Origin of the sequence: Streptomyces sp. NBC_01298, from assembly GCF_035978755.1 — a bacterium.
Taxonomy (GTDB): Bacteria; Actinomycetota; Actinomycetes; order Streptomycetales; family Streptomycetaceae; genus Streptomyces.
On sequence record NZ_CP108414.1, the window covers coordinates 3,325,682 to 3,348,912 of the forward strand.

The 23,231-nt window shown below is 72.8% G+C and carries 16 protein-coding genes; 11 read left to right on the plus strand and 5 right to left on the minus strand.

The annotated features are described in order from the left end of the window. Positions 1 to 175: 175 nt before the first annotated feature. The 11 genes from OG730_RS14740 (at position 176) to OG730_RS14790 (ending at position 17,015) form a co-directional block, all read left to right on the plus strand. Positions 176 to 3,895, plus strand: a complete 3,720-nt coding sequence (locus tag OG730_RS14740; RefSeq protein WP_327304670.1) for a nitrate reductase subunit alpha — start codon at positions 176 to 178, stop codon at positions 3,893 to 3,895. 4 nt (positions 3,896 to 3,899) lie between these two features. After that, a complete protein-coding gene (narH, locus tag OG730_RS14745; protein WP_442814921.1) occupies positions 3,900 to 5,453 on the plus strand; it encodes a nitrate reductase subunit beta in 1,554 nt (517 codons plus the stop codon). Between the two features lie 11 nt (positions 5,454 to 5,464). Then, positions 5,465 to 6,184 carry a nitrate reductase molybdenum cofactor assembly chaperone gene (gene narJ / locus OG730_RS14750; protein ID WP_327304672.1) on the plus strand — a complete coding sequence of 240 codons (720 nt, stop codon included), beginning with the start codon at positions 5,465 to 5,467 and terminating at the stop codon, positions 6,182 to 6,184. After that, entirely contained in the window at positions 6,184 to 6,909 is a 726-nt protein-coding gene (gene narI / locus OG730_RS14755; protein ID WP_327304673.1) for a respiratory nitrate reductase subunit gamma, read from the plus strand. Before narJ ends, narI begins: the two co-directional genes overlap by 1 nt. Continuing rightward, complete coding sequence (locus OG730_RS14760; RefSeq protein WP_327304674.1) at positions 6,906 to 8,144, plus strand: TIGR04053 family radical SAM/SPASM domain-containing protein; 1,239 nt, start codon at positions 6,906 to 6,908, stop codon at positions 8,142 to 8,144. Before narI ends, OG730_RS14760 begins: the two co-directional genes overlap by 4 nt. A gap of 69 nt (positions 8,145 to 8,213) precedes the next feature. Then, a complete protein-coding gene (gene hemG / locus OG730_RS14765; protein WP_327304675.1) occupies positions 8,214 to 9,593 on the plus strand; it encodes a protoporphyrinogen oxidase in 1,380 nt (459 codons plus the stop codon). A 209-nt stretch (positions 9,594 to 9,802) separates the two neighbouring features. After that, positions 9,803 to 10,543, plus strand: a complete 741-nt coding sequence (gene cseB / locus OG730_RS14770; RefSeq protein WP_327304676.1) for a two-component system response regulator CseB — start codon at positions 9,803 to 9,805, stop codon at positions 10,541 to 10,543. A gap of 5 nt (positions 10,544 to 10,548) precedes the next feature. After that, positions 10,549 to 11,796 carry an ATP-binding protein gene (locus OG730_RS14775; RefSeq protein ID WP_327304677.1) on the plus strand — a complete coding sequence of 416 codons (1,248 nt, stop codon included), beginning with the start codon at positions 10,549 to 10,551 and terminating at the stop codon, positions 11,794 to 11,796. 156 nt (positions 11,797 to 11,952) lie between these two features. Continuing rightward, complete coding sequence (locus OG730_RS14780) at positions 11,953 to 12,741, plus strand: ABC transporter ATP-binding protein (RefSeq protein WP_327304678.1); 789 nt, start codon at positions 11,953 to 11,955, stop codon at positions 12,739 to 12,741. A gap of 89 nt (positions 12,742 to 12,830) precedes the next feature. Next, complete coding sequence (locus OG730_RS14785) at positions 12,831 to 15,359, plus strand: ABC transporter permease (RefSeq protein WP_327304679.1); 2,529 nt, start codon at positions 12,831 to 12,833, stop codon at positions 15,357 to 15,359. A 78-nt stretch (positions 15,360 to 15,437) separates the two neighbouring features. After that, entirely contained in the window at positions 15,438 to 17,015 is a 1,578-nt protein-coding gene (locus tag OG730_RS14790) for an alpha/beta hydrolase (protein ID WP_327304680.1), read from the plus strand. Between the two features lie 90 nt (positions 17,016 to 17,105). On the opposite strand, the gene moeZ is transcribed toward OG730_RS14790, so the two are convergent. From moeZ to OG730_RS14815, 5 genes are all read right to left on the minus strand, one after another. Continuing rightward, positions 17,106 to 18,284 (minus strand): adenylyltransferase/sulfurtransferase MoeZ, encoded by a 1,179-nt coding sequence (gene moeZ, locus OG730_RS14795; RefSeq protein WP_327304681.1) that lies wholly within the window; start codon positions 18,282 to 18,284, stop codon positions 17,106 to 17,108. A 63-nt stretch (positions 18,285 to 18,347) separates the two neighbouring features. Continuing rightward, positions 18,348 to 19,100 carry a spherulation-specific family 4 protein gene (locus OG730_RS14800; protein ID WP_327304682.1) on the minus strand — a complete coding sequence of 251 codons (753 nt, stop codon included), beginning with the start codon at positions 19,098 to 19,100 and terminating at the stop codon, positions 18,348 to 18,350. Then, entirely contained in the window at positions 19,088 to 20,104 is a 1,017-nt protein-coding gene (locus OG730_RS14805; RefSeq protein ID WP_327304683.1) for an NAD-dependent epimerase/dehydratase, read from the minus strand. The genes OG730_RS14800 and OG730_RS14805 overlap by 13 nt, the downstream gene beginning before the upstream one ends. 118 nt (positions 20,105 to 20,222) lie before the next feature. Further along, entirely contained in the window at positions 20,223 to 21,134 is a 912-nt protein-coding gene (locus tag OG730_RS14810; protein ID WP_327304684.1) for a hypothetical protein, read from the minus strand. Next, positions 21,131 to 23,137 (minus strand): DUF3492 domain-containing protein, encoded by a 2,007-nt coding sequence (locus OG730_RS14815; protein ID WP_327309268.1) that lies wholly within the window; start codon positions 23,135 to 23,137, stop codon positions 21,131 to 21,133. Before OG730_RS14815 ends, OG730_RS14810 begins: the two co-directional genes overlap by 4 nt. Positions 23,138 to 23,231: the final 94 nt, after the last annotated feature.

The following is a 23,231-nucleotide window of genomic DNA, read 5'->3' on the forward strand; positions in this document are numbered from 1 at the left end:
AGGAGTTGGACCTTTCCAGCGTGGCATCCACTCGACCTGTGAAAGACCGGAATTAGGTCACGCCCGTACGGGACCTTTGTCATCGGATTCGCCTCCGCGCCGGGCGTAGCGTCGTGTCTGGGTCCTCTTGTCCGGGCCCGCGCACCGCCTTTTATTTCCGGCCTGGAGGGTCGCCTTGAACGAGCGCCACGAACGCGATGGACGCGACCGGCACCAGGACGCCGCCGAATCGCTGATCAAGGCGGGCAGCTTCTTCAGGACTGCGGAGGTCTCGGACGACCTGCGGACCGTGCACCACACCGGCGGCCGCGCCGCGGAGGCCTTCTACCGCGACCGGTGGAGCCACGACAAGGTCGTGTACTCCACCCACGGCGTGAACTGCACCGGCTCCTGCCGGTGGAAGGTCTACGTCAAGGACGGGATCATCACCTGGGAGACCCAGTCCACCGACTACCCCTCCGTGGGTCCCGACAGCCCCGAGTACGAGCCCCGCGGCTGCCCGCGCGGCGCCTCGTTCTCCTGGTACTCCTACTCCCCCACCCGGGTGCGCTACCCGTACGTGCGCGGCGCCCTGCTGGAGATGTACCGCGAGGCCAAGGCGCGCCTCGGCGACCCGGTCGAGGCCTGGGCCGACGTCCAGTCCGACCCGGTTCGCCGGCGTACGTACCAGCAGGCGCGCGGCAAGGGCGGGCTGGTGCGGGCGACGTGGGAGGAGGCGACGGAGATCGTCGCCGCCGCGCACGTGCACACCATCAAGGAGCACGGCCCGGACCGGGTCGCCGGTTTCTCGCCGATCCCGGCGATGTCGATGGCCTCGCACGCGGCCGGTGCCCGTTTCCACTCGCTCATCGGCGCGCCGATGCTGTCCTTCTACGACTGGTACGCCGATCTCCCGGTCGCCTCCCCGCAGGTGTTCGGGGACCAGACGGACGTCCCGGAGTCGGGTGACTGGTGGGACGCCGCGTACCTGATGATGTGGGGCTCGAACGTCCCCGTCACGCGCACCCCGGACGCCCACTGGATGGCCGAGGCCCGCTATCGCGGCCAGAAGGTCGTCACCGTTTCCCCGGACTACGCGGACAACACCAAATTCGCCGACGAATGGATGCACCCGCACCCCGGTACGGACGGTGCGCTGGCCCTCGCGATGGGCCACGTCATCCTCAAGGAATTCTTCGTCGACAAGCAGACCCCCTTCTTCACGGATTACGTCCGCCAGTACACGGACCTGCCCTTCCTGGTTTCCCTCACCGAGACCGAACAGGGGTTGGTTCCGGGGAAGTTCGTCACCGCCGCCGATCTCGGCCGGACGGATCTCCCGGACGCGGGCGAGAACGCCCAGTGGAAGACCGTCCTGATCGACGACACGACCGGCGAGGTCGTCGTCCCGAACGGCACCCTCGGTCACCGCTGGGGCAAGAACGAGAAGCCCGAGTGGAACCTCGAACTCGGCGACACCGTCCCGCGCCTGACCCTCCACGGCACCGCCGACGAGAACGTGGAGATCGTCCTCCCCCGCTTCGAGGACGACGAGCAGGGCGTGGACCAGGACGGCAAGCCGCGCGGCACGATCCGCCGCGGCGTGCCCGTGCGGCGGCTCGGCGGCAAGCTCGTCACCACCGTCTTCGACCTGATGCTCGCCCAGTACGGGGTCGGCCGCGAGGGCCTGCCCGGCGTGTGGCCCACCGGCTACGAGGACGCGAGCGCCCCGGGCACCCCCGGCTGGCAGGAGTCGCTGACCTCGGTCCCGGCGGCCCAGGCGGCGCGCGTGGCGCGGGAGTTCGCGCAGACGGCCGAGCAGTCCAAGGGCCGCTGCATGATCCTGATGGGCGCGGGCACCAACCACTGGTTCCACTCCGAGACCATCTACCGCTCCTTCCTCGCGCTGCTCACCCTCACCGGCTGCCAGGGCCGCAACGGCGGCGGCTGGGGCCACTACGTCGGCCAGGAGAAGTGCCGCCCCGTCACGGGCTGGGCGACGCTGGCCGCCGCCTCCGACTGGTCGCGCCCGCCGCGCCAGATGATCGGCGCGGCCTGGTTCTACCTGCACACCGACCAGTGGCGCTACGACACCCTGCCGGCCGAGGCGCTGGCCTCCCCGCTGGCCAAGGGCGCCTTCGAGGGCATGACGGGCTCGGACTGCCTGGCGGCGAGCACCCGGATGGGCTGGATGCCCTCGTACCCGACCTTCGACCGCAACCCGCTGGAGCTCGGCGAGGCCGAGGACCCGGTCGCGGAGACCGTCCGGCAGCTCAAGAGCGGCGAGCTCGGCTTCGCCGGCGAGGACCCGGACGCCCCGGGCAACTGGCCGCGCGTGCTGAACGTATGGCGGGCCAACCTGCTGGGCTCCAGCTCCAAGGGCAACGAGTACTTCCTCAAGCACCTGCTGGGCACCCACTCCAACCTGCCCGAGGACGGGCCGCGCTGCACGCCGAAGGACGTGACGTACCGGGAGGAGGACGTGGAGGGCAAGCTCGACCTGCTCATGTCCATGGACTTCCGGATGACGTCCACGACGCTGCTGTCCGACGTGGTGTTCCCGGCGGCCACCTGGTACGAGAAGCACGACCTGTCCTCCACGGACATGCACCCCTTCCTGCACGCCTTCACCCCGGCCGTGGACCCGCCGTGGCAGGCGCGCTCGGACTACGACGCGTATCTGGGACTGGCCGAGCGCTTCGGCGAGCTGGCCAAGACCCACCTGGGCGTGCGCAAGGACCTGGTCGCCACCGCCCTCCAGCACGACACCCCGGGCGGTGAGATGGCGCAGCCCGGCGGGGTCGCGCTGGACTGGTCGAAGGGCGAGTGCGAGCCCGTACCGGGCCGGACCATGTACAACCTGGCGGTCGTGGAGCGGGACTACGGGGCGGTCGGGAGCAAGTTCGCCGCGCTCGGCCCGCTCGTCGACAAGCTGGGCGTGACCACCAAGGCGGTCACCTGCGACGTGGCCGAGGAGGTCGCCTACCTGGGCGCGAAGAACGGCACGGTCCGCGGCGGCGTCGCCGACGGCCGCCCGCGCCTGGAGACCGCGCAGCAGGCCTGCGAGGCGATCCTCTCCCTGTCCGGCACCAGCAACGGCCGCCTGGCCACGCAGGGGTTCGAGACGCTGGAGAAGAAGGTCGGCACCCCGATGGCGCACCTGGCCGCCGAGGCCGAGGGCAAGCGGATCACCTTCGCCGACACCCAGGCCCGCCCGGTCCCGGTGATCACCTCGCCCGAGTGGTCGGGCTCCGAGTCCGGCGGGCGCCGGTACACGGCCTTCACGATCAACACCGAGCACCTCAAGCCCTGGCACACCCTCACCGGCCGTCAGCACTTCTTCATCGACCACGACTGGCTGCACGAGGTCGGGGAGTCCCTCCCCGTCTACAAGCCGCCGCTGAACATGCACACCCTGTACGGGGAGCCCGAGCTCGGCACGGTCGACGAGAAGGCGAAGTCGGTGGCCGTCCGGTACCTGACCCCGCACAACAAGTGGGCGATCCACAGCCAGTACCAGGACAACCTCTACATGATGACGCTGGGCCGCGGCGGCCAGACGGTGTGGATGTCCCCGCAGGACGCCGACGCGATCGGGGTCGCGGACAACGACTGGATCGAGGCGGTCAACCGCAACGGCGTGATCACCGCCCGCGCGATCGTCTCCCACAAGATGCCGCCCGGCACGGTCTACATGAACCACGCGCAGGAGCGCACGGTCGGCGTCCCCAAGACGGAGAAGACCGGCCGCCGCGGCGGCATCCACAACTCCCTGACCCGGGTGATGCTCAAGCCCACCCACCTCATCGGCGGTTACGCCCAGCTCACCTGGGCCTTCAACTACCTCGGCCCGACCGGCAACCAGCGCGACGAGGTGACGGTCATCCGCCGCCGCGACCAGAAGGTGGAGTTCTAAGAGCATGCCCCCTCGCGAAGCGAAAATCGGACGCGTCATGGCACAGGTCGCGATGGTCATGAACCTGGACAAGTGCATCGGCTGCCACACCTGCTCGGTCACCTGCAAGCAGGCGTGGACCAACCGGCAGGGCACCGAGTACGTCTGGTTCAACAACGTGGAAACCCTCCCCGGCCAGGGTTACCCGCGCCGCTGGGAGGACCAGGAGAAGTGGAAGGGCGGCTGGGAGCGCACCCGCTCCGGCAAGCTCCGCCTCAAGGCGGGCGGCCGCCTCGCCAAGCTGGGCAAGATCTTCGCGAACCCGGACCTGCCGGAGATCGACGACTACTACCAGCCCTGGACCTACGAGTACAAGAACCTCACCGAGGCCCCGGCGGGCGACGACATGCCCACCGCCCGGCCCGTCTCGCAGCTCACCGGCGAGCCCATCGACAAGATCGAGTGGGGTCCCAACTGGGACGACAACCTCGGCGGCGCGCCCACGCACGCCCCGCAGGACCCGATCATCGAGAAGATCCGCGACGAGGTCGGCGAGAAGATCCGCTTCGAGTTCGAGCAGAGCTTCATGTTCTACCTCCCGCGGATCTGCGAGCACTGCCTCAACCCCGCGTGCGTCTCCTCCTGCCCCTCCGGCGCGATGTACAAGCGCGAGGAGGACGGCATCGTCCTGGTCGACCAGGACCAGTGCCGCGGCTGGCGGATGTGCGTGACCGGATGCCCGTACAAGAAGGTGTACTTCAACCACCAGACCGGCAAGGCCGAGAAGTGCACCTTCTGCTTCCCGCGCATCGAGGTCGGCATGCCGACGGTGTGCTCGGAGACCTGCGTGGGCCGGATGCGCTACCTCGGCGTGATGCTCTACGACGCCGACAAGGTGGCCGAGGCCGCCGCCGTCGAGGACGAGCACGATCTGTACCCCTCCCAGGTGGAGTGCTTCCTGGACCCCGCGGACCCCGCCGTGATCGCCGCCGCCCGCGCGGCGGGCATCACCGACGAGTGGCTCGACGCGGCCCGCGACTCCCCGGTCTACGACCTGATCGCCACCTACCAGGTCGCCCTCCCGCTCCACCCGGAGTACCGGACGATGCCGATGGTCTGGTACGTCCCGCCGCTCTCCCCCGTCGTCGAGGCGGTCGCCGCCACCGGCAGCGACGGCGAGGACGCCGGGAACCTGTTCGGCGCCATCGAGTCCCTGCGCATCCCCGTCGAGTACCTCGCCGCGGTGCTCACCGCCGGCGACACCGTGCCGGTGGAGGCGGTGCTGCGCCGGATGGCCGCGATGCGCGCCTACATGCGCCGCGTCAACCTGGGCGAGGAGCGGGACGAGTCGATCGCGCGGGCCGTCGGGCTGTCCGGGCAGGAGATGGAGGACATGTTCCGGCTCCTCGCCATCGCCAAGATCGAGGACCGCTTCGTGATCCCCAGCGCCGCGCGGGCCGAGGCCGACGCGCTGGCCGATTCCCACCCGCTGAACGAAGCAGACCAGGGATGCCCCGTGAGCGCCCTGCCCGAACCCCGGGTGATGCTCAACCTCGGTGATACGAGGAGGCGTTCGTGATCCGGCAACCGATGAGTGGCGATGCACTGGTACGCCTGGTCGCGGGCTGCGTACTGCAGTATCCCGGCGACTATTTCCACGACGAACTCCCGCGGCTCCGTGCGGCCCTCGCCGGGGCGCCCGCCGAACCGGCCGCACTGCTCGGGGCGTTCCTCGACGAGGTCGAGCTCCAGACCCCGATCGAGCTGTGCTCCCGGTACACCTCGACCTTCGACACCCGCAACCGGCGCTGCCTCTACCTCACCTGGTGGATCGACGGGGACACCCGCCGGCGCGGGCTGTCCCTGGTCCGGCTGAAGCGGATCTACCGGGACTTCGGGCTGGAGTTCGCGGGCGAGGAGCTGCCCGACTTCCTGCCGGTGGCCCTGGAGTTCGCCGCCCGCGAGGAGGAGGCCGGCACCCGGCTGCTCCAGGAGCACCGGGCCGGGCTGGAGCTGCTGCGCCTGGCGCTCACCGAGTCCGGGTCCCCGTACGCCCGGGTGCTGGAAGCCGTCTGCGCGACGCTGCCCGGCCCCTCCCCCGAGACCAAGGCGGAGGCGAAGGCCCTCGCGAGGAACGGGCCGCCGCAAGAGCTGGTGGGCGCGGGCTCGGCGCTGGAGCCCTTCGGGCCCGGCCTCGACATGCCCGCCGACTTTCCGTCCTCGGCCCCGACCGACCTCCCCTGGCCCACGACGGCTTCCGCCGCCTCCGCCTCCGCCTCCGCCTCCGCCTCCGAAAGGATGCCCGCCTGATGGACCTCCTCCTGTGGGGCGTACTGCCGTACGTCTCGATCGCCCTGCTGATCGCGGGCACGGTCTGGCGGGCCCGCTTCGACAAGTTCGGCTGGACCACGCACTCCTCGCAGCTGCACGAGTCGCGGCTGCTGCGGATCGGCTCGCCGCTCTTCCACTTCGGCATGCTCTTCGTGATCGTGGGCCACGTGGTCGGCCTGCTCATCCCCAAGAGCTGGACCGACGCGGTGGGCCTGAGCGACCACGCCTACCACCTGATGGCGCTGGCCACCGGCACCGTCGCGGGCGTCGCGGCCGCCGTGGGCATCGGGATCCTGGTCTACCGGCGCTTCAAGGTGCCGGCCGTGCGCAAGGCGACGCTGCGCAGCGACCACCTGATGTACTCGTTCCTGCTGGGCGCGATGATCCTCGGGCTGACGGCCACGCTGATGAACTCGGCCGGGATGACGGACGGTTACAACTACCGCGACGGCATCTCCGTATGGTTCCGCAGCCTGTTCACCTTCACCCCGGACTACCACCTGATGGCGGGCGCCCCGCTCGCCTTCAAGATCCACATCCTGTTCGGCTTCACGCTGTTCGCGCTGATCCCGTACTCGCGCCTGGTGCACATGTTCTCGGTGCCGCTGAAGTACCTGTTCCGGCCGTACGTGGTCTACCGCAAGCGGGACCCGAAGCAGCTCGCCAACCGTGAGACCAAGCGCGGCTGGGAGCGGGTCTCTTGAATCCCCGCCCCGAGCCCACGCGTCCCCGCCCCGAACACACCGCCCGGTCCTCCCACACCGTCGTGCGGCAGCCCCGCCACGCGGTCTCCGACCGGCCCTTCATCGTCATCTGGGAGGCCACCCGGGCCTGCCCGCTGGCCTGTCTGCACTGCCGGGCCGAGGCCCAGACCCTGCGCCACCCCGAGGAGCTCGACGGGGCGGACGCCCGCCGGGTGATGGACCAGATCGCCGCCTTCGGCAAGCCCGGCCCGCTCTTCGTCATCACCGGCGGGGACCCCTTCCAGCGCGCCGACCTCACCGACCTCGTCGCGTACGGGACCTCGCTGGGCCTGCGGGTCGCGGTGTCCCCGTCGGGTACGCCGACGCTGACCCGGGAGAACCTCGTAGCGGTGCGGGAAGCGGGGGCCATCGCGCTCTCGCTCTCCCTGGACGGTTCGACGGCGGAGCGGCACGACGCCTTCCGCGGGGTGCCCGGGGTCTACGACTGGACGCTGGAGGGCTGGCGGGCCGCCCGCGAGCTCGGGCTCAAGGTGCAGATCAACACCACGGTCACCCGCGACAGCCTGGAGGACCTCGCCGACATCGCGGCACTGGTCAAGCGCGAGGGCGCGATGCTCTGGTCGGGCTTCGTCCTGGTCCCGACCGGGCGCGGGGAACAGTTGGACTCGCTGACCGCCGCCGAGATCGAGGACGTCCTGCACTTCCTGTACGACTGCGGGGCGGTGATGGCCACCAAGACGACGGAGGGCCACCACTTCCGGCGGGTCGTGATGCAGCGCACCGTCCTGGACGCGCGCGGCGAGAAGCCGGTCCTGGGAGCACTGTACGAGCGCCTCTCGGCCCGCGCCCGCGAACTGGGCGTCTTCGACGGGGAGCGGCGGGCCGTGCGCCGGCCGCCCATGGACGTCTCCTCGGGCCGCGGCTTCGTCTTCATCTCGCACACCGGTGAGGTGCACCCCAGCGGCTTCCTGCCCCTGTCGGCGGGCAACGTGAAGAACCACCCGCTGACCGAGATCTACCGGGGATCGGCGCTCTTCACCAAGCTCCGCGACCCCTCGCTGCTGCGCGGGAAGTGCGGGGCGTGCGAGTTCAAGACGGTGTGCGGGGGCTCGCGCTCCCGGGCGTACGGCTTCACGCGCGACGTGCTGGAGGCGGACCCGTACTGCGCGTACGAGCCCGGCAGCTTCCCGTATCCGCAGGACATCAAGGCTCTGGCCGAAAGCATGAGGCGCTGAAGCACCCCGCTGACATAAGTTTCATGCGGGAACATATCGACCACGGCCTCGGGGCCACGGGAGAAAAACATGCGTTCAGTGATCGTCATCGGTGGCGGGATCAGCGGTCTGGCCGCCGCGTGGCAGTTGCGCGGCCAGGCCGACGTGACCGTCCTGGAGAGCCACGCCAAGGTCGGCGGGAAGCTCCGGACCGGCACCATCGCCGGCATCACCGTCGACGAGGGCGCCGAATCCCTCATGGCCCTGCGCCCGGAGGCCGTGGAACTGGCCGCCGCCGTCGGACTCGGCGAGGCCCTCTGCGATCCCGCGAAGGCCGCCACCACCATCTGGACCAACGGCGCCCTGCGCCCGCTGCCCGCCGGACACGTGATGGGCGTCCCCACCGACCCCTCCGCGCTGATCGGCACCGGCCTGCTCTCCCCCGAGGGCGTCGCACGCGTCGCCGCCGAGGAGACCCTCCCGGCCACCCCGCTCACCGAGGACTGCTCGGTCACCGCATACCTGGCGGGCCGCTTCGGCCAGGAGGCCGTGGACCGGCTCATCGAACCCATGCTCGGCGGCGTCTACGCCGGCCTCGCCGACCGGCTCTCGCTGCGCGCGGCCATGCCCCGCATCGCCGCCCTCGCGGAACAGGGCACCCCGCTCCTCCCGGCCCTGCGCCGGATGCGCGCGGCGGGCGCCCCCCGCTCGGGGGCCGTGGCCGTCCAGGGCGTCGTCGGCGGCACCGGGCGCTTCCCGGCGGCCGTCGCGGAAGCCTGCGGAGCCCGCATCCTCACCGGGACGACGGCCCGCTCCCTCCAGCGGATCGCCGGCGACCGCTGGCGCGTCCAGGCGATGACCGGCGACGGCGCGCTGACGATGGAGGCCGACGCGGTGATCCTCGCCCTGCCCGCCTTCGCGGCGGCGGAGCTGCTGCGCCCGCACTCCCCGCTCGCCGAGGCCGAACTCTCCTCGATCCCGCACGCGTCGACCGCCGTCATCACCATGGCCTTCTCGCGCGCCCAGGCCCACTTCCTCCCCGAGGGCAACGGCTTCCTGGTCCCGCCGGTCGACGGCCACACCCTGAAGGCGGCCTCCTTCCTCTCCAACAAGTGGTCCTGGCTGCACGACTCGGCCCCCGAGACCTTCGTGCTCCGCGCCTCCATCGGGCGCATCGGCGAGGACGAGCTGCTCGGCCGCCCCGACCGCCACCTGGTCCGCTCGGCCATCGCCGAGCTCCACCACGCGGTGGGCCCCATGGGCGAACCCCTGGCCACCCGCGTCACCCGCTGGGACCGGGGCCTGCCCCAGTACGGCGTCGGACACCGCGAGCGCGTCGCCCGCATCCGCGAGGCCGCCGGGAAGCTCCCCGGCATCGACCTGTGCGGAGCGGCGTACGAGGGCGTGGGCGTGGCCGCCTGCGTCGCGACGGGGCGCGCGGCGGCGAAGCAGGTCCTGGCGCGGCCGTAAGTCCCGGCCGTAGGGCAGCGCGGTCTTCGTATCGGGCGGGTATCAGCGGACGCTCGGCCCTTCATCTGATCGGTCCACGGGGCCGCGGCAAGGGGAATCTCCTCGTCCGCGGCCCTATCGTTTCTTATCGGTACCCGCTCGCCCGCCTGCCCGCTCGCCTGCCCGCCTGCCCGCCTGCCCGCCTGCCCGCCGAACAGGAGTCGTCCCCCGTGTCCTCCCCCACCCCGGATCCCGCCGCCGCGCGCCCCGTCCGCGTGCTGCTGGTGGAGGACGACGAGCTGATGCGCCGCTCGTTCACCGTCGCCCTGGAGCGCTACGGGTACCGGATGCGGGCCGCCGCCGACGGGCTCGCGGGCCTCGAAGCCTTCCGTGACGAGGACTTCGACCTGCTGATCCTCGACGTGATGCTGCCCGGTCTCGACGGGATCGGCCTGTGCCGCAAGGTCCGGGAGACCAGCCTGGTCCCGGTCCTGATGATGTCGGCGCGCGGTGACGGGCTGGACATCGTCTCGGGCCTGGAGGCCGGGGCGGACGACTACGTGGTCAAGCCCGTGGACACCAACGTGCTCGTGGCCCGCATCCGCTCGCTGCTGCGGCGGGCCACCTACGCGCCCGCCCCGGCGGCAGGGCAGGCCACGACCGATGATCAGGGGCCCTCCGAGGGGGAGTTGCTGACCTTCGGGGACCTGACCCTCCACACGGGCGGCCTGGACGTGGCCGTCGGCGGCACCCCGGTGGCGCTCACCCCGACCGAGCTGAAGCTGCTGCTGGAGTTCGCCGCGCATCCGGGCATCGTGCTGGAGCGCCACACCCTGCTGCGCAACGTCTGGGACTACGGCTGGGACGGCGACAGCCGGGTCGTGGACCTGTGCGTGCAGCGGCTGCGCGGCAAGCTCGGCCGGGACCGGATCGAAACGGTCCGCGGCTTCGGCTACAAGCTCAGGCGCTGAGAGCCGTGCGTTCGCTCCGCCGTCCCGGGCCGCGCCGCGTGCCCCTGCGCTGGAAGATCGCCGCGCTGGCCGCGGCCACCGGTTGCCTGGTCGCCGCTTCGATCGGCGTACTGGTGCACCTGTGGACCGCGAAGGAGATCCGGGAACAGGCCGAAATGCAGGCCTCCAACAGCGTGTACTCGGCCGTGGAGACCTACCGGCGCACCGGAACGCTCGTGGACGGTGCCGAGCTCGATCCCGCCGAGCTGCCCGCCTCACTGAGGAACCTGGCCGACGGCGACCGGCACACCGCCTCCTACGGGGGCCTCGACGGGAGCATCCCGCCGGGCATCTGGGGCGCCCAGCGGGTCGGCGGTCCGGGCAGCCCCGTACTCGCCCTCCGGGTCAGCATGAACGCGGGGCTCTACGGGCTGCGGCAGCTCGACGTGACCATGGCGGTCGCCTCGCTGGTCGTCCTCGCGGGGGCCACGCCCCTGGCGGCCTACGGAGCCGGGCTGGTCGCCCGCAGACTGCGGCAGGTCTCCGAGACCGCGGGCCGGATCTCGGCCGGGGACCTGGACGCCCGAACCGGACCCACCAAGGGCCGCGACGAGGTTGACGACATCGCGGCCACCGTCGATCTGATGGCCGACTCCCTCGGCCGGAAGCTGCGCGACGAGCGCCGCTTCACCGCCGACGTGGCCCATGAACTGCGCACGCCCGTGGGCGGGTTGCTGGCCGCGGCGGACCTGCTGGCGCCCGGGGAGACGGAGGACCTGCTCCGGGCCCGGGTGCGCGATCTGCGCGGGCTGGTCGAGGACCTCCTGGAGGTCTCCCGGCTCGACGCCGGCGCCGAACTGCCGGTCCACGCCCGGGTCCCGCTCGGCGCGGTGGTCTCCGAGGCCGTGACGCGCACCGGCCTGCCCACCGAGGTCGAGGTCGCCGAAGGGGCCGGGAGCGTGGAGACCGACCCGCGCCGCCTCGAACGGATCGTCGGCAACCTCGTCGTCAACGCCCACCGGCACGGTGAGGCCCCGGTCCGGGTCACCGTCGACGACCGCACCGTCGTCGTACGCGACCACGGCCCCGGCTTCCCCGCGGACCTGCTGCTCGCGGGCCCCCGCCGCTTCCACACGGGCCGGGCGGAGCGCGGTACGGGCCACGGCCTGGGCCTGACCATCGCCCTGGGCCAGGCCGGGGTCCTCGGCGCGGAACTCCACTTCACCAACGCCCCGGACGGCGGCGCCATCGCCACCCTGCACCTGCCGACCTGACCGCCGCGCACCGGCAAATCCAGCCCCGCGGCGGCAGCCGGCCCGCTACCTGACCGATACACAGCGGAGCGCCCGCCGGTACCCGGCGGGCGGGGCCCCGATACCTCCCCCGGACACCCTTCGAAGTGCAGGTTCCCGCACCGAAGAGGAGTCCCCGTGACCGCCGCCGTCCCCCATGCCCCGCATGCCCCGCACCCCGCACCGACCGGCATCGCGGCCGCCACCACCGGCCTCTCGAAGGTCTACGGCAGCGGGGAGACCCGGGTCGTCGCCCTGGACGGGATCGACATCGCCTTCCGCGAGGGGGAGTTCACCGCGATCATGGGGCCCTCCGGCTGCGGCAAGTCCACCCTGATGCACTGCGCCGCCGGGCTCGACTCCTTCAGCTCCGGCTCCGTCCGCATCGGCACCACCGAGCTGGGCTCCCTGAACGACGAGCAGCTCACCCGGTTGCGCCGCGACCGGATCGGCTTCGTCTTCCAGGCGTTCAACCTGCTGCCCACGCTCAGCGCGCTGGAGAACATCACCCTGCCGCTGACCATCGCCGGCCGGCAGCCCGACCGGCAGTGGCTGGACCACGTGGTGGCGATGACCGGCCTCGCGGACCGCCTCGGCCACCGGCCCGGGCAGCTCTCCGGCGGGCAGCAGCAGCGCGTGGCGGTGGCCCGGGCCCTGGTCTCCCGGCCCGCGATCGTCTTCGGCGACGAGCCCACGGGCAACCTCGACTCCCGCGCCGGGGCCGAGGTGCTCGGCTTCCTGCGCGACTCGGTCCGCGAGCTGCGCCAGACCGTGGTCATGGTCACGCACGACCCCGTCGCCGCCGCGTACGCCGACCGCGTGGTCTTCCTCTCCGACGGCCGGCTGGTCGACGAGATGGTCCGGCCCACCGCCGACCGGGTCCTGGACCGGATGAAGGCCTTCGAAGCCCGCTCCCGTACGAGCTGACCCGCACGAGCTGACCCGGCCGGGTCCCCCCGCACCTCACCAGCCGCCCGCCCGCTCCCCCGGGCCCGCCTCCCAGGATCCGCATCCCCATGTTCCGTACCGCCCTGCGCAACGTGCTCGCGCACAAGGCCCGCCTGCTGATGACCGTGTTCGCGGTCATGCTCGGGGTCACCTTCGTCACCGGCAGCCTCGTCTACGGGGACAGCCTGAAGCGGGCCGCCGTCGACCGGGCGAGCGCCGGCTACGACCGCGTCTCCCTCAACGTCGCGCCCAACACCCTCCCCGGAGCCCCGCCGGCCACCCTCGACGCCCACACCGCGGCCACCCTGGCCGAGGTCCCCGGGGTCGCCGCCGCCGCGGGCCGGGTGAGCGGCTTCGCCGCCGTCGCCGACCACGAGGGCCGGCTGCTGGGCAGCGCCGATTTCCGCAAGGGCGGCAACTTCGCCCCGGCCAAGGACGGTACGGACCCGGCGTACCGGTTCACCGCGGGCGCGGGCCCGACCGGCGAGCACGCGATCGCCCTCGACGAGGCGAGCGCCGCCAAGGGCGGCTACCGCGTCGGCGACACCGTGCGCGTCGGTACGGGCACGGGCGCGGCCTCGTACGCGCTCCAGGGCGTCTTCCGCACCGACGCCTCCAAGCTCTCCCCCGGCGGCAGCCTGCTGCTGTTCTCCGATGCCGCCGCCCAGAAGCTGTTCCTGCGGCCCGGCCGGTACACGGACATCGAGATCACGGCCGCACCCGGCACCGATGTGGCGCAGCTCCTCCAGCGCGTGGAACCTGTGCTGCCCAAGGACACCACCGCCGTCACCGGCGTCCAACTCGCCCGCCTCCAGGCCAACATGGCCTCCAGCGACAGCGACACCATGAGCCAGATCATGCTGGGCTTCGCGGCGGTCGCCCTGTTCGTGGCCACCTTCCTCATCTCCAACACCTTCACCATGCTGGTGTCCCGGCGCACCCGGGAGCTGGCCCTGATGCGGGCCGTCGGCGCCACCCGCAAGCAGGTGCGCCGCATCCTTCTCACCGAGTCCGTCCTCGTCGGCCTGATCGCCTCCGTGGCCGGCGTCCTGGCCGGTACCGGGGTCGCGGCCCTGCTCCAGGCACTCTTCTCCGCCGCCGACGGCCCGGCCGCCCCGCTGGCCCTCCTCCCCTCCACCGTGGTCATCGCGCTGGTGGTCGGCACCGCCCTGCCGGTGATCGCCGCCTGGGTGCCGGTCCGCCGGGCCATGGCCATCCCGCCCGTCGCCGCCCTCGGCGCCGCCGAGCCCGCCGCACCCGCACGCGCCGGCTCCCTGCGCACCGGCATCGGAGCCGCGCTGCTGTTCACCGGCGCGGCGACCACCCTGTACGGCGCCCTCACCACCAGCGAGGACGCCCGGACCGTGATCGGGCTCGGCGCGGCCCTCACCCTGACCGGCGCGATCGCCCTCATCCCGCTCCTGTCCCGGCCGTTCACCGCCCTGCTCCGGCCGCTGCTGGTCCGGGTGAGCCCGGTGCAGGGCGAACTCGCCGCCCGCAACACCGTGCGCGATCCGCGTCGTACGGGCGCCACGGCCGCGGCGCTCGCCATCGCCATCGCACTCGCCTCGGGGCTGTCCGTCCTCGGCGCCTCCGCCACCCAGTACCTCGACGGCGCGACCACCCGCGACATCACCGGCGACTATCTGGTGCGGGCCCCCTCGGGCGGGCAGCGGATGACCCCTGCCACCGCCGAGCCCCTCAAGAAGCTGGCCGGCGCCACCTACAGCCCGCTCAACCAGTCCACCGAGTACGAGATCGGCGGCGTCCCCTCCGTCCTGACCGGCGTCGACCCCGCCGCCATCGGCCGCCTCCTGCGCTACGAGGTGACCGCGGGCTCCCTCGACAGCCTCGCCGAGGGCAAGATCGCCGTCGCCGACTACAAGGCCCGGGCCAACGGCTGGGAGGTCGGCCGGAGCCTCCCCGTGAAGCGGCTGGACAAGCGGGGCGAGGTCACCATCGGCGCGATCTACCACGCGGACCAGCAGAGCAAGGTGCTGCCCAGCATCACCGCGCCCGACTCCCTGGTCGCCCGCTTCGACTCCACCCCGTACACCGACTCGATCGTCGTGGCCACCGCGGGCGGACCCGGCCGGGCCCAGCTCGCGAGCGTGGTCAAGGCGCTCGGTGACAACCCCGCCCTGTCCGTCCTCGATAAGGAGGGCGTCCGGGCGGAGGACACCAGCGGCATCGGCGACCAGCTCAGCCTGTTCTACGCCCTGCTCAGCATGGCCCTGGTGATCGCCGCCCTGGGCATCGCCAACACCCTCGCGATGTCCGTGCTCGAACGCCGCAAGGAGATCGGCACCCTGCGCGCCCTCGGCCTGGACCGGGCCGGAGTGACCCGGATGATCCGCATGGAGGCCCTGCTCGTCGGCGCCCTCGGCGCGGCCGTCGGCACGGCCATGGGCATCTTCACGGGCTGGGCCCTCGGCCACACCCTCCAGGAGAGCGTCGCCGGATACGCCCTGGTCATCCCCTGGGGACAGCTGGCCCTCGGGGTGCTGCTCGCCCTGGCCGGCGCCCTGCTCGCCTCCCTCTGGCCGGCCCGCCGGGCCGCCGCCGTCGACATCCCCGCCGCCACGGCCGCCCAGTGACCGATCGCGCCCCCGCCCCCGTGACCCGGATGGGTCAGCGCGGGGGCGGGGCGCGCGACACGCGCACAGGATGAAGACATGCCCACACACGCCCTGCGGGTCGCCGCTGCCGCCGCCGCTGCCGCCGCGCTGCTCGCCACCAGTGCCTGTTCCGACGGCGGAGGCAAGGAGAAGAGGGGCAAGGACGGCGCCGCTCAGGGCATCGAGAAGCCCAAGTGGGGCGAGTGCGAGGCCCCCACCCCCGCCGAGGGCGTCGGACAGGTCCCCGGCAAGGACTGGCAGTGCGCCGTCCTCGACGTGCCCCTCGACTACGCCGAGCCGGAAGGGGAGACGATCCCCCTGGCCCTGATCCGGGCCAAGGCCCGCGACAAGGACAAGCGGATCGGCTCCCTCGTCTTCAACTTCGGCGGCCCCGGCGGCTCCGGCATCAGCACCCTGCCCGGCGCGGCGAAGGACTACGGCGCCCTGCGCGAGCGGTACGACCTGGTCAGCTTCGACCCGCGCGGGGTCGGCCGGAGCGCGCCCGTGCTGTGCGAGGACGACAAGCAGCTGGACGCGTACTACGCCGCCGACTCCAGCCCCACGACGCCGGAGGAGGAGAAGCAGTTCCTCGCCACCTCCAAGAAGTACAAGGAGGCCTGCGAGAAGAGGTCCGGCAAGGTGCTGCCCCACGTGGGCACCGAGAACGCGGCCCGCGACCTGGACCGGCTCCGCCAGGCCCTCGGCGACGAGAAGCTGTACTACTTCGGCATCTCCTACGGCACCGAGCTCGGCGGGGTCTACGCCCACCTCTTCCCCAAGAACGTGGGCAGGGCCGTCTTCGACGCCGTGGTCGACCCGACCAACAACTCCGAGCAGGGCGCCCTCGGCCAGGCCAAGGGCTTCCAGCTCGCGCTCGGCAACTTCGCCCAGGACTGCGTGAACCGCGGCGACTCCTGCCAGCTGCAGGGCAGCACCGCCAAGGAGATCGAGGCGAACATCATCAAGCTCCAGAAGGAGCTGGCGGTCAAGCCCATCCCCGGCTCCGGCGACCGGCTGCTCACGGATGACGCCGCGACCAACGGCATCGCCTTCGCCCTGTACTCCAAAGAGGCCTGGCCCCTGCTGGAACAGGGCCTGGACGAGGCCGAAGGCGGCCAGGGGCAGCTGCTGCTCGCCATGTCCGACGCGCTGAACGGCCGGGATCCGAAGGGCACCTACAGCAACATCGGATCGGCCAACACCGCCATCAGCTGTGCCGATTCCAAGGACCGGTACACCCTCGCCCAGACCAAGGCGAAGCTGCCGGAGTTCCGCGCCGCCTCGCCCGTCTTCGGGGACTTCCTCGGCTGGGCCATGATGAGCTGCACCGACTGGCCCGTCGCCGGCGCCTGGAACACCCCGGACGTCTCCGCCCCCGGCTCGGCGCCGATCCTGGTGATCGGCAACACCGGTGACCCGGCGACCCCGTACGAGGGCGCCCGCAAGATGGTCGAGCGGCTCGGCCCCGGCGTCGGCGTGGAGCTGACCTTCAAGGGCGAGGGGCACGGCGCCTACAACAGCGGCGACCCCTGCGTGCAGCAGGCCGTGAACTCCTACCTGCTCGACGGGAAGGTGCCCGGCGCGGGCACGGTCTGCACGGCGACGAAGTCCCCGACGCCGACCGCACCCGTCTAGGCCCGGAACACACGGAACACACGGACGCACCGGAACACGGCGAAGGGGCCGTACCTCGCGCGAGCGAGGTACGGCCCCTTCTTATGACTTCTAGTAGATCGGCTTCTCGGGCTCGATCTGGTGGACCCAGCCGATGACGCCGCCGCCGACGTGGACCGCGTCCGCGAAGCCCGCGGACTTCAGGACCGCGAGGACTTCCGCACTGCGGACACCCGTCTTGCAGTGCAAGACGATGCGCTTGTCCTGCGGCAGGTCCGCCAGGGCGGTGCCCATCAGGAACTCGCCCTTGGGGATCAGCTTCGCGCCGGGGATCGAGACGATCTCGTACTCGTTGATCTCGCGGACGTCGATGATCTCGATCGGCTCGTCGTTGTCGATCCACTCCTTGAGCTGCTTGGGAGTGATCGTCGAGCCGAGCGCGGCCTCCTGGGCCTCCTCCGACACGACGCCGCAGAAGGCCTCGTAGTCGATGAGCTCCGTGACGGTCGCGTTCGGACCGCAGACCGCGCAGTCGGGGTCCTTGCGGACCTTGACCTGGCGGTACTGCATCTCCAGGGCGTCGTAGATCATCAGGCGGCCGACCAGCGACTCGCCGACGCCCGTGAGGACCTTGATGGCCTCGGTGACCTGGATGGACCCGATGGACGCGCAGAGCACGCCCAGCACGCCGCCCTCGGCGCAGCTCGGGACCATGCCCGGCGGGGGCGGCTCCGGGTAGAGGCAGCGGTAGCACGGGCCGTGCTCGGACCAGAAGACCGAGGCCTGGCCGTCGAAGCGGTAGATCGAACCCCAGACGTACGGCTTGTTCAGCAGCACGCAGGCGTCGTTCACGAGGTAGCGCGTGGCGAAGTTGTCCGTGCCGTCGACGATGAGGTCGTACTGGCTGAAGATCTCCATCACGTTGTCGGCTTCGAGCCGCTCTTCGTGAAGGACCACATTCACGTACGGGTTGATGCCCAGCACGCTGTCGCGGGCCGACTCGGCCTTGGAACGGCCGATGTCCGCCTGGCTGTGGATGATCTGGCGCTGGAGGTTCGACTCGTCGACCTCGTCGAACTCCACGATGCCCAGCGTGCCGACACCGGCCGCGGCCAGGTACATGAGGGCGGGCGAGCCGAGGCCGCCCGCGCCCACGGCCAGCACCTTGGCGTTCTTCAGGCGCTTCTGGCCGTCCATCCCCACGTCGGGGATGATCAGGTGGCGGGAGTACCGACGGACCTCGTCAACGGTGAGCTCAGCAGCTGGCTCTACCAGGGGTGGCAGCGACACGGGGACTCCGTAGATGATTAAGTCTTAACGGTGGTTCTTCCCGTAACACTGCCACGCCCTCCTTCATTCCGAGACACCCGGTCCGATCCGCGAGACGATTTCGTCCCAGTACCCGGGCATCGACGCCCAGGGATCCCGGTCCGCGGCCCCGCGCCGGTCGGTGAACCAGATGGTGCCCGCGCCCTGCCAGCGAGCGATCCGCAGCGCCTCCTCCAGGTGCGTGCGCGGTACCCCGTGCACTAGGTGGCAGAACGTCTCCGGCGGGTGGTCCGCCGTCCACTCCGCCACCTGCGACCAGCGGTAGTCGGCCCAGTTCCCGGAGAAGGTGACCAGCTGGTCGGCGGTCTCCGTGTATCCCTCGTAGGGATGGGTGCCGTGTCCGAGGACGATCCGCAGGTCCTCGCCGAGGCCCCGCAGGGTGTCCGCGACCCGGCGCACGGAGGCCAGTTCCGCCTTCCCCGCCGGGGCGTCGGCGAGGTAGAAGCCGTCGGCTCCGTACCAGTCCCGGAAGCGGTGGGCGTCGGAGATCAGCTCCCCGAAGGACCGCTCGCCGTCTCGCATGGCGAGATGGCCGAGGACCGCGCCGCCCGCGTGACGGAGCTTCGCGGCGGCCTCCGTGCAGTGCGGGTCGGGCCGGCCGCCCGGCCCGTCCGTGACGTTGAGGACGGCCCAGTGCAGCGGGGTGCCGGGCCGGGTCAGCTCGGCCCACTCCACCGGGGCCAGCAGCGGATGCGCGTACCCCGGTACCCCTAAGCCGAGCCGGCCCGCCTCGGTGGCCGCCTGGCCGGTGGCCGGCGGGGTGGTCAGATGCGGCACGCCGCCTCCATCCAGATGTCCGCGAGGGACTCCTCCAGGTTGATCCGCGGCCGCCAGCCGAGCCGGTCGCGGGCGGTACGGACGTCCGCCTGCTGCCAGGCTCCGCACCCGTCCGGGTAGGGGTACGGGGGCTGGGCCGTCGCGGCGGCGAGCTGCTCGGCCGTGGCCTCGGAGCGCGGGGAGCCGATGGCGGCGAGCCCGGCGGGCCGCCCGGGGTGCCCGTGCGCCTGCGGGTGCTGGGCGTGCTGCGGTACGTCGATCTCGTGCAGCGAGCCTCCGTACCCGGCGACCCGTGCCAGCACGGCGGCCGCGTCGCGCAGCCGGACCGCACGGCCGGTGCCGATGTTGACGACGCCCTGGGCCGCCGACAGCGAAGCGGCGTGCACCGCCCGCGCCACGTCCCGTACGTCGACGAAGTCGCGCTGCACGCCGAGCCCGCTGAGCTTGAGCTCGCCGTCCCCGGACTGCATCGCGCGCCGCATGGCCTCGGCGAGCCGGCCGAGGGGGGATCCGGCGGGGGTGCCGGGGCCGACGGGCGAGAAGACCCGCAACACGACGGCGTCCAGCCCGGAGCCGAGCACGAGCTCGGTGGCGGCCAGCTTGCTGACTCCGTACGGCCCTCCCGGTCTGGGGACGGCGTCCTCGGCCGTGGAGGAACCGGGCTGGCTGGGCCCGTACTCGGCCGCGCAGCCGAGCTGGACGAGCCGGGCACCGCAGCCGCTGCGGCGCAGCGATTCGCAGATCGTGGCCACCGCGACGGTGTTGTGCCGGGTGAGCTCGCGGGCACCGCCCCGGGTGGCTCCGGCGCAGTTGATGACGACGCCCGGGTGGACGGCGTCGAGGAACCGGGTGAGCGCGCCGGGGCTGCCGGTGGCGAGGTCGAAGCGGACGTCCGCGTCGTCGCCGCGGCCGAGCGCGGTGAGCTGGACCGCGGGGTCGGCGAGCAGCCGGTCCGCGACGTAGCGTCCGAGGTATCCGTTGGCTCCGATCAGCAGCACCCTCATCGCGCGGCCCCTTGGTTGGTTGGCTGGCCGGTCATGTCCTGTGTCTCCTTGCTGGATGGGTGGATCGGGGGTGGGGGGTAGGGCGCTTCGGTGTCTGCTTCCGAAGGATTCAGGGGGTTCAGGGCCGCTGCGCGTGCGCGGAGGCCCGCGACAGCGCGAGGACGGCGGGTACGAGGACTCCCACCGCGGCGGCGAACGGCGCCGCCGGGACCGGGAGCAGGGCGAGTACGAGGGCCAGGGCCGCCGCGAGGGCTCCGCGGGGGGCTCCGTGGCCGAGCAGCAACCGGGTCAGGAGGAGCAGCACCGCGAGCGGTACGGCCACCGCCAGGGGGGTCCCGGCCAGGGCGGCCGCTCCCGCGGCGGCCGCGGCGTACAGCGCGAGCGTCCCGAGGAGCAGGGGTCTCACCCCGTCGGCGAAGTCCTCCAGGGCCCGGCTCCCGGCGAGCCGGCTCCGGGCGCGGGCCGCGAAGACGGCGCCGGCCAGGTGTCCGGGGGCGGCGGCCACGGCCAGCGCGACGCCGAGCGGAGTGCCGTGCCGGTGCACGGCCCAGCCGAGGGCGGCGGCGGCCAGCAGGTACACGGCGGCGGGGAACCGGCCTCCGGCGGACCGGCCGGGCCGGCCGAGCGCGGCGACGGTGACGAGCACCGCCAGGGCTCCGGCCCAGGGCACCCCGGCGGCGGCCGCGCCGAGGGCGAGGGCCCCGGGCAGCAGCGCGTAGCCGAAGCCCCGTACGGCCCTGGCGCGGTCCGGGCTCCCGGCCGGCGGGGCGGGCGGGGCGCCGTCGCGGGGGGTCCGGGCGTAGAGCTCCTCCGCGAGGGAGAAGACGTCGCGGTGGCGGAACCGGGCGGCGGTGCGGTCGGTGATGCCGTGCGCCTCCAGCCCGGCGGCGATCTCCAGCGGGTCCACGGCGTGTTCGCAGAGCTCCCGGTGGCGGTGGAGCAGCGCCTTGACGGGATCCCCGCCGGAGCGGGGCCGGCGGGGCGGGGGCGGGTCCGAGGGGGGGACGGCTTCGTCCAGGGGCACGGTCACGCGGAGGCCTCCGAACCGGCGGCGCGCGCGGCCCGCGCGGCGGGCACCATGACACGCTCCGCGTACGGGGCCCGGTCGGGGTGCGGGGCCCGGTCGGGGTGCGGGGCCTGGTCGGGGTGCGGGGCCCGGTCGGCGTCCGGCGCCCGGTCTGCGGCCCGGCCGACGCCGTGCCCGGCGGGGCCGGCGTCGGGGGCACTGCCCGGACCCGGGACGGCAGCCCGGTCCGGGGCGGGAGCCCCGGTCACGTCGGCCTGCGGGCCGACGGCGCCGCCCCCGACCGGTGCGTCGGCCTGCCCGGAGGTCGGCCCCGAGGCCGGATCGGAGGCCGGATCGGACGCCGGATCGGACGCCTGGCCCTCGGAAGGGGCGGACGGGGCCACGGATCCGGGGTGGGGCGCGGCCCAGGTGGGGGTGGCCCAGTGGCCCGGGACCCGGGCCTCGGGCGGCTGCTCGAAGGGCACCCCCGTGCCGTCGGGGCGGGCCGGGCCGTGGGCCAGCAGTCGCAGGTAGGAGTCCTGGAAGGCGGCGACGTTCTGCTCGACGGTGAACAGTTCGAGGGCCCGTGCCCGGGCGGCCGACCCGAGCCGCTGCGCCCGCTCGGGGTCCCGCAGCAGCGTGACGCAGGCCTCGGCGAGCGCGCGCGGATTGCGCGGCGGCACCACGAGCCCGGTCCCGCCGATCACCTCGACGACGGCGCCGACGTCGGTGGACACCGTGGCCCGGCCGCAGAACATCGCCTCGGCCAGGGTGATGGGGAAGCCCTCGATGACGGAGGAGAGCACCACCACCCGCCCGGAGCCGTACGCGTGGGCCGGTGACGGCACCTCGGGTCCGCCGATCTCCTCGAAGGTGACCGGGTTCTCACCGACCGCGTGCGCGTCGGCGGCCTCGTCGGGGAAGAGCTGCGCGGCGAGCGAGCGGCAGTCGGCCAGGTAGCCGTGCCCGACCTCGTGGTGCCCGCCGCCGGGGCCCGCACCGCCCGGGCCCGTCCCGACCGAGGTCGCGAAGATCCGCAGCCGGGCGCGCGGTTCGGCCCTGCGCACTTCGGCGAAGGCGTGCAGCAGCGCGATCAGGTCCTTGGCGGGGTCCACCCGGCCGACCCAGACGAGCGTGTGCGGGTCCCCGCAGGCCGGATCCTCGCCCACCGCGGCGAATCGGTCCGCCTCCATCCCGGGGTACACCGTCCGCAGCCGCTCGCGGGAGGCCCCGCAGCGTTCCTGCCAGCGCCGGGCGTGCGCGTTGCCGGGGGTGAGCAGGTCGGCCTGGGCGTAGATCTCGCCGGCCAGCCGGGTGTGGAACGCCGCGAGCAGGGCCCGTACGGCCGGCCGCTCGTCCCGCGCGGACTGCGCGAGGTAGTGGGCCCGGAGCTGGACCCCGTACTCGGTGACCAGGAGCGGTACTCCGAAGAAGCGTTTGGCCAGGAGCCCGGGCAGCGCCGCCACACCGCCCGCGGCGGCGTGACAGACATCGACCTCGCTGAGCTCCTCGTACCAGTCCAGGGACAACGGCCGCAGCATCCGCTCCAGTTCGTCCACGAACTCCAGCAGGTCCGCGACCTGTGCCCGCTGCACTTCCCTGCTCGCCTCCGGGGCGCGGCAGGCGGACTCCACCGCCCGTACGGCCGTCTCGGAGCGCAGTGCCGCGTACAGCCCGCCCTGTTCCGAGGCGAGGGCGGCCAGCCCGTAGAGCCCGTCGGCGAACCGCGCGGGGTCGGCTCCGCAGATCCCGCGGACCAACTCCGTGAAGGCGGCGGCGAAGCGGCGGCGCTCGCGGCGCCGGTAGCTGCGCCCGTCGTCGGCCGGAGCCCACAGCGGGGCGGTCCGCACCCGGGTGACATGGGAGGGCAGCGGCAGCCGGCCGCGCTCCTCCTGCTCGGCGCTGCGGCTCAGGGCGTAGAGCTCGAACTCGTGCTGGGGAAGCCCGCGCACGAGCCGGTCGCACCACAGCCTCGCTTCCCCCGTGACATACGGATAACCACCTTCCGTGAGCAGTCCGATCCGCACGAGTGGCACCCCCGATCTCCCGTTTCAGGCGGTCTCCGTCGGTCCGGCGACCCGCCGGATACGAACTCAAGCGGATATGCCGAAGGCGCGACGG